Annotated in this window: 4 protein-coding genes; 2 read left to right on the forward strand and 2 right to left on the reverse strand. The window is 68.3% G+C overall.

The window, feature by feature from the left end:
* The first annotated feature begins 47 nt into the window (after positions 1-47).
* Positions 48-776 carry a class I SAM-dependent methyltransferase gene (locus tag D451_RS0124445; protein WP_026125339.1) on the forward strand — a complete coding sequence of 243 codons (729 nt, stop codon included), beginning with the start codon at positions 48-50 and terminating at the stop codon, positions 774-776.
* Positions 776-1,852, forward strand: coding sequence for a prenyltransferase/squalene oxidase repeat-containing protein (locus D451_RS0124450; RefSeq protein WP_017536362.1), 1,077 nt, complete (start codon positions 776-778; stop codon positions 1,850-1,852). Before D451_RS0124445 ends, D451_RS0124450 begins: the two co-directional genes overlap by 1 nt.
* Positions 1,853-1,930: 78 nt before the next feature.
* Here the strand turns inward: D451_RS0124450 and D451_RS0124455 are convergent, their stop codons facing one another.
* Together D451_RS0124455 and D451_RS0124460 are read right to left on the reverse strand one after the other, a co-directional pair.
* Positions 1,931-5,296 carry a transglycosylase domain-containing protein gene (locus tag D451_RS0124455; protein ID WP_017536363.1) on the reverse strand — a complete coding sequence of 1,122 codons (3,366 nt, stop codon included), beginning with the start codon at positions 5,294-5,296 and terminating at the stop codon, positions 1,931-1,933.
* Positions 5,297-5,569: 273 nt separating this feature from the next.
* Positions 5,570-6,202: a class I SAM-dependent methyltransferase gene (locus tag D451_RS0124460; RefSeq protein WP_014912271.1), complete on the reverse strand. Its 633-nt coding sequence runs from the start codon at positions 6,200-6,202 to the stop codon at positions 5,570-5,572.
* Positions 6,203-6,376: the final 174 nt, after the last annotated feature.

Raw genomic sequence — 6,376 nt, forward strand, 5'->3', positions numbered from 1 at the left:
CGGCCTCGCACACCACATCCCACAGCATCGTCCCTAGGGAGCCTCCACTGATCACCGTCGACTTCAACCTGTTCCCCGTCGGTCCGGGCCACCGCGTCCTCGACCTGGGCTGCGGCGGCGGCCGCCACGCCTTCGAGATCTACCGCCGCGGCGCCGACGTGGTCGCCTTCGACCAGAACGTGAGCGACCTCGCCGAGGTCGAGACCATGTTCGCCGCCATGCGTCACGAGGGAGAGGCCCCCGAGGCCGCCTCCGCCGAGACCGTCAAGGGCGACGCCCTCGACATGCCTTTCGACAACGACCACTTCGACCGTGTCGTGGCCGCGGAGATCTTCGAGCACATCCCGCACGACACCGCCGCCATGAAGGAGCTGTACCGGGTCCTCAAGCCCGGAGGCATCGCCGCCGTCACGGTCCCCGGCTTCCTGCCCGAACGCCTCTGCTGGGCCCTCTCGGAGGAGTACCACACCAACGAGGGCGGCCACATCCGCATCTACACGCGTGCCGAACTGGAGGCCAAGCTCAAGGCCACCGGCTTCGAGATCGGCCCCCACCACCACGCCCACGCCCTCCACTCCCCCTACTGGTGGATCAAGTGCGCGGTCGGCACCGACAACAACGACCACCCGCTGGCCAAGGCCTACCACGACCTGCTGGTCTGGGACATGCTCCAGGCCCCCAAGGTGACCCGGGTGGCCGAGCGGCTCCTCAACCCGGTCATCGGCAAGAGCGTCGTCGTGTACGTCCGCAAGCCGCTCACCGACGCGGCCTCCTGATGTCCGCCGTGCCCGCCCCGCCGGCCTCCACACCCCTCCACCTCCCCGGGGTCCTGCGCGCCGAACAGCTCCACCGGAACGCGGACTACCTGGCCCGCGCCCAAGAGCCCGAAGGCGCCATCCCCTGGTTCCCCGGCGGGCACACCGACGTGTGGGACCACGTGGAGTGCGCCATGGCCCTGACCGTGACCGGACTGCTCCACCCCGAGCACGCCGAGGCCGCCCGACGCGCCTACCTGTGGCTGGACACCTGCCGTCACCCCGACGGCGGCTGGCCCGCCAAGTTCCGCCAGGGCGTCCCCGTCACCCGGCTGCGCGAGGCCAACCACGCCGCCTACCCCGCCGTGGGCGTGTTCCACCACCTGCTCACCACCGGCGACACCGCCTTCGCCGAACGAATGTGGCCGGTGGTGGAGAGCGGACTGGAGTTCGTCCTGGGGCTGCGAGGCGAGCACGGGGAGATCCTCTGGGCCCGCTCCGAGGACGGCTCCCCCGGCGACCACTCCCTGCTCACGGTGTGCGCCAGCGTCCACCACGCGCTCCGCTGCGGAACCGCGCTGGGGGCACGACTGGGCCGGGAGCGCCCCGAATGGCGGACGGCCGCCGACCGGCTCTCACTGCTCATCAACGAGCGCGAGGACCTGTTCTCCGACCGCGGCCGCTTCTCGATGGACTGGTTCTACCCGATCCTGGGCGGCGCCGTACGCGGGGAGGCCGCCAAGGAGCGCATCGCCGAACGCTGGGACACCTTCGTCGTCCCCGGCCTGGGGGTGCGCTGCGTGAGCGACCAGCCCTGGGTGACCGCCGCCGAGTCCTCCGAACTCGTCCTGGCCCTGGCCGCCATGGGAGAGATCGACCAGGGGATTCGGATCCTCCGGGACGTACAACACCTGCGCGACGCCGATGACGGCGTCTACTGGACCGGCTACCAGTTCGCCGAACAGGTCCGATGGCCGGTGGAGCGCAGCACCTGGACCTCGGCCGCCGTCATCCTGGCCGTGGACGCCCTCACCGGCACCACACCGGGATCCCGGGTCTTCCTGCATGGATGGGACCGGGCACCGGACGCCGCCTGAGGCACGAACCCGTCTCGCGACACCACGAAGGGCCCCGTACCAGGCGGTACGGGGCCCTTCGTGGTCATCACCCCTGGATCAGGGGCCTTCCTCACCTCGACCGGGCGGGATATCGGGGAAACCCGTCTCCGGCTCGTCCGGCGGCGGCCAGTCCGGCTCCTGCGGCTCGGTCGGCGGTTCGATCGGCTCCTGAGGCTCCTGCGGTTCCTGAGGCTCTTGCGGTTCCTGAGGCTCCTGCGGTTCCTGAGGCTCTTGCGGTTCCTGAGGTTCCTGCGGCTGCTGGGTGGCCGGGTCCGGCGCCCAGTTCTCCGTGTTCCCGCTGAACTCCGGGCTCGGGAAGGATCCGCGCTCGTACCCCTCCATCGCCCGGGTCATGTAGCGGTTCCACATCGTGGCGGGCAGTCCACCACCGGAGATGTTGTGCCCCGGGATACTGAAACTCTCGTTGTTCCCGCTGTAGACACCCACCGCCGTGGACAACTGCGGGGTGTACCCCACGAACCACGCCGCCACGCTGCCGTCGGTCGTACCGGTCTTACCCGCGACCGGGTGGTCCCACAGCCGCGCGGCCGTACCGGTACCGCTGTTGACGACCTGCTCCAGGGCGTAGGTGACGTCCGCCGCGGTGGAGTCCTTCAGGGCCCGCTCGCCCTCCACCTCGGGACGCTCGTTCTCCCCGTCCTGGTTGACGATCTCCCGGATGACGTGCGCCTCCATGTGCACGCCACCGTTGGCGAAGGTCGCGAACCCACTGGCCTGGTCGATCGGACGGACGCTGGTCGCGCCCAACGGCATGACCGGCACGAGCTGGTTGTCGTCGATGCTGCCCTCGGGCAGACCCACGTCGTAGGCGGTCTGACGGATCTCCTCGAACCCGACCTCCTGCGCCAACTCCACGAAGCCCAGGTTGTTGGAGACCTGGGTCGCCTGGGTCAGCGTCATGACGCCACCCGGAGAGTTGCCCGCGTTCTGCACCCGGGACCCCTGGATGTCGCGCGGCCCACGACCGTCCACCGTGGAGTTGAGCCCATAACCCTGCTCCAGGGCGGTGGCCAGCACGTAGGGCTTGAACGCCGAACCGGCCTGCGCGGCGCCCAGGAAGGAGCTGTCGTACTGGTTCTCGATGTAGTCGTGCCCACCGTAGAAGGCCACGACCTCACCGGTCGCCGGATCGATGGTGCTCACCCCGATGTTCACGCCCTCGGGGAGGTTCTCCTGAGGAACCATCTCCTCGACCGTCTCGTAGGCCGCGTCCATCATGTCCTCGTCGAAGGTCGTGACGATCTTGTAGCCCTGACGGTTGACGTGGTCCTCGGTGTAGCCGAGCCGGTTCAGCTCGTTCATCGCCTCCTGGAGCATGTAGCCGTTGTAACCGGACACGTCGGCGCCGGTCATGGAGCGCTCCGGCTCGGGGGCCGGGAACTCCATCTCGTCGGCCTCCTCCTGGGTGATCGCCCCGGTGGTGACCATGCCGTCGACGACGTACTGCCAACGGTTCTCCATCGCCGGCGTGGTCTCGACGTCGGCGTAGCCGAAACGGGTCGGCTGCTGAATGGCCGCGGCCAGGAAGGCCGCCTCGCCGGGGGTGATCTCCTCGACGTCCTTGTGGTAGTACGCCTGAGCGGCGGCCTGGACACCGTAGGCCTGACGACCGAAGTAGATGGTGTTGAGGTACTGCTCCATCACCCACTCCTTGTCCTCGCTCTGGTCCACCTTGATCGCGATGATGATCTCCTGGACCTTGCGGGACACGGTCTGCTCCAGCGACACCCCTTCGTAGTAGTTGCGCACCATCTGCTGGGTGACGGTCGAGCCGCCCTGGACCTGCTCACCGCTGACCGTCGACCACACCGCACGCATGGTGCCGCTCAGCGAGACACCGGGCTCGTCCCAGAAACCGCGGTCCTCGGCGGAGATGACCGCCTCGACGACGTGGTCGCCACCGGCGACCATCCGGTCGTAGTCGATCACCTCACGGTCGGTACCCCGGTAGGCGAACTCGGTCTCCCCATCGGAGAAGTAGAAGGTCGAGCCCTGCTCCACGGCGTCGGCCTTGGCCGCGTCCGGGACCTCCACGGTCATGTAGAAGAAGGCGAACACACCGCAACCGGTCACGATCATCAGACCGATCACGATGAGGACGACCCGCAGAATCCGCCACCACAGCGGCTTCTTCGCGCCCTTCCCCTTCTTCTTGCCGTTCTTTCCGCCGCCCGACCCCTGCGAGCCTTCAGGGCCGTCCTTCGGATCATCGGGCCCACCGGGTCCACCCGTGCCCGCGCCGCCGCCGGCGGCGGCCCCGGCCACACCCGCGGCCCCCGCGGCTCCGGCGACGGCACCCACCACGCTCGTGGCATCGCCGTCGCCCTTGGACTCCTCCTCCGACACGTAATCGGACAGACGTCGAGGCTTCGGCCACAGGGATCCGTCGCCATCCGCCTCGGAATTCGTCTCGGACTCCCCAGGGCCCGTGTCCTCGGTCTCGGCGGGGGTGGACGGCTCGGTGCCGCCCCCTTCCTCACCGGAGGCCCGGTCCGTGAGCGGACCTCCCACCGGCATGGCCTCGGTCCGCGGGGCCTCCTGCTCGGAGTCCTTCTTCGGAGGGGTGAAGGGAAGAGTGTTCGGACCGGCGTCGGCCTCGGCCGGCTCCGTGTCCTTCTCGGAGGCCTCCGCCCCCTCGTCCGTGTTCACCGAGGCCGCGGAGGCGACGGCGTCCGCCGATTCCGCGCTCCGGTCCTCGGGTCTTCCCGGTTCCTCCGCCGACACCGGTTCCGAGGTCTGCGTCCCGGAGGGCTCCGGGTCCCCCTGGGGGCTCTCATCATCAGCCGAGGACGAGGGATCCTCGTCGTCGGCCGCGGAGGCCGTCTCCGATGCCCCGGAGCCACTCGCGGAGGACTTCTCCGGGTCCTCGTCGGGCTCGCCCTTCGAAGTAGTGGGCTCGCCGTCGAGGGCCGACCCGTCGGACACGCCGTCGGCCTCCTCCACGGAGGGGGCGGAGGAGGTGGTCGTGTCGGTGTCGTCGTTCCCGGCCTCGTCGGTCCGGTCGCTCGTGTCGGTCTCGTCCTCGGCGGACGCCCCCTTGGAATCCCCGGAGGCCTCTTCCGTCGATTCTCCCCCTAGTTCGAAACCCTGTTCCGCGAGGGTCTGCGCCACCCGGTCGCGGAAGAAGGTGCCACTGGTCTTGAACGCGGAGGCACCCGCGATGAATTCGGGTTCGGGCGTCTCCCCGCCCCCCGAGTCCTCCTCTACGGATGAGTTCCCATCGGATTGATTCTCATCGGTAGCGGGTAGGTCACTCCGGGGTGTCGTCTGATTGGACAGTTCCTCGGTAGAGGTGTCTTTCGTCTCCGGCGTGTTCGACTCGGGACGCTGTCCATCCGTCCCGTCGTTGCCGCGTGTGCTCTCGCTCAGCTCCCCGCCCCCATGGCAAATCACGTCCGGCACTGTGCCGTCCTGCTATTCGACGCGCGAGTGCCCCTGATCGTTCAGTTCGAGTCAGGTCTGAAGCGGTATTCCGGGGAAAATCGCCACCATCGCTCCACCCTCACCGCCACGATACCCGCCCGTAACCGCGCTAAGGTCGAATCCGTAACCGCGCGGTGACTTCTTACCCAAGGCTTACCCTTACCCGGCGTGTTCTGCGTGACGTACTCATCACCCTGTGATCCACACCAAGGGGAACGGGGCCCGGGAGACGAGCCCCGAAGATCCTCGGAATCAGGAAGTGCGTTCGAGGACACGCATGGAACCGACCACGCGCACCTCCTCGAAACGCCCACTGTCCAAGGCCCGGCGGTAGATGTTGTACGGAGGGCGACCGCCGTCCGCGGGGTCGGGAAAGACGTCGTGGATGACCAGGGCCCCTCCGATCGCGATGTGCGGGGTCCAACCCTCGTAGTCGTTCTGGGCGGCCTCCTCGCTGTGACCACCGTCGATGAACAGCATCCCGAGCTCGGTGCCCCAGATCGCGGCCACCGCCACCGAGGCGCCCGCGATCGCGATGACCTCGTCGTCCAGCCCCGCCTCGGTGATGGTCCGCCGAAAGTGCGGGAGGGTGTCGAACCTCTTCGTCACCGGGTCGATGAGGGTGGGGTCGTGGTACTCCCAGCCCTCCTGGTGCTCCTCCGAGCCCCGATGGTGGTCGACCGTGACGACCTTGGCACCGCTCACCCGGGCGGCGGCGCCGAGGAAGACCGTGGACTTGCCACAGTAGGTACCGATCTCCACGATGGGACCGCGATCGGCGTAGGCCAGGGCCGTCTCGTACAGGGCCAGACCCTCATCCGTGGGCATGAAGCCCTTGGCCGCCTCGGCTGCGGTCAGGAGCTCCGCGGGAATCGTCTTCGTCATGACGGAATTCTCCCACTCCCTTGAACGAGGCCTCCCACCGCACCGTTCACAAGGAACTTCCGGGCACAAAAAAAGGGGGCACCCCAAGGCACCCCCCAACACACAAAAAAGAAAGGACGAGAACACCCCCAAACGGGAGCACCCTCGCCCTCTCTCCAAGAAAAACCGTGGCAG

Source organism: Nocardiopsis alba DSM 43377, assembly GCF_000341225.1.
GTDB lineage: Bacteria > Actinomycetota > Actinomycetes > Streptosporangiales > Streptosporangiaceae > Nocardiopsis > Nocardiopsis alba.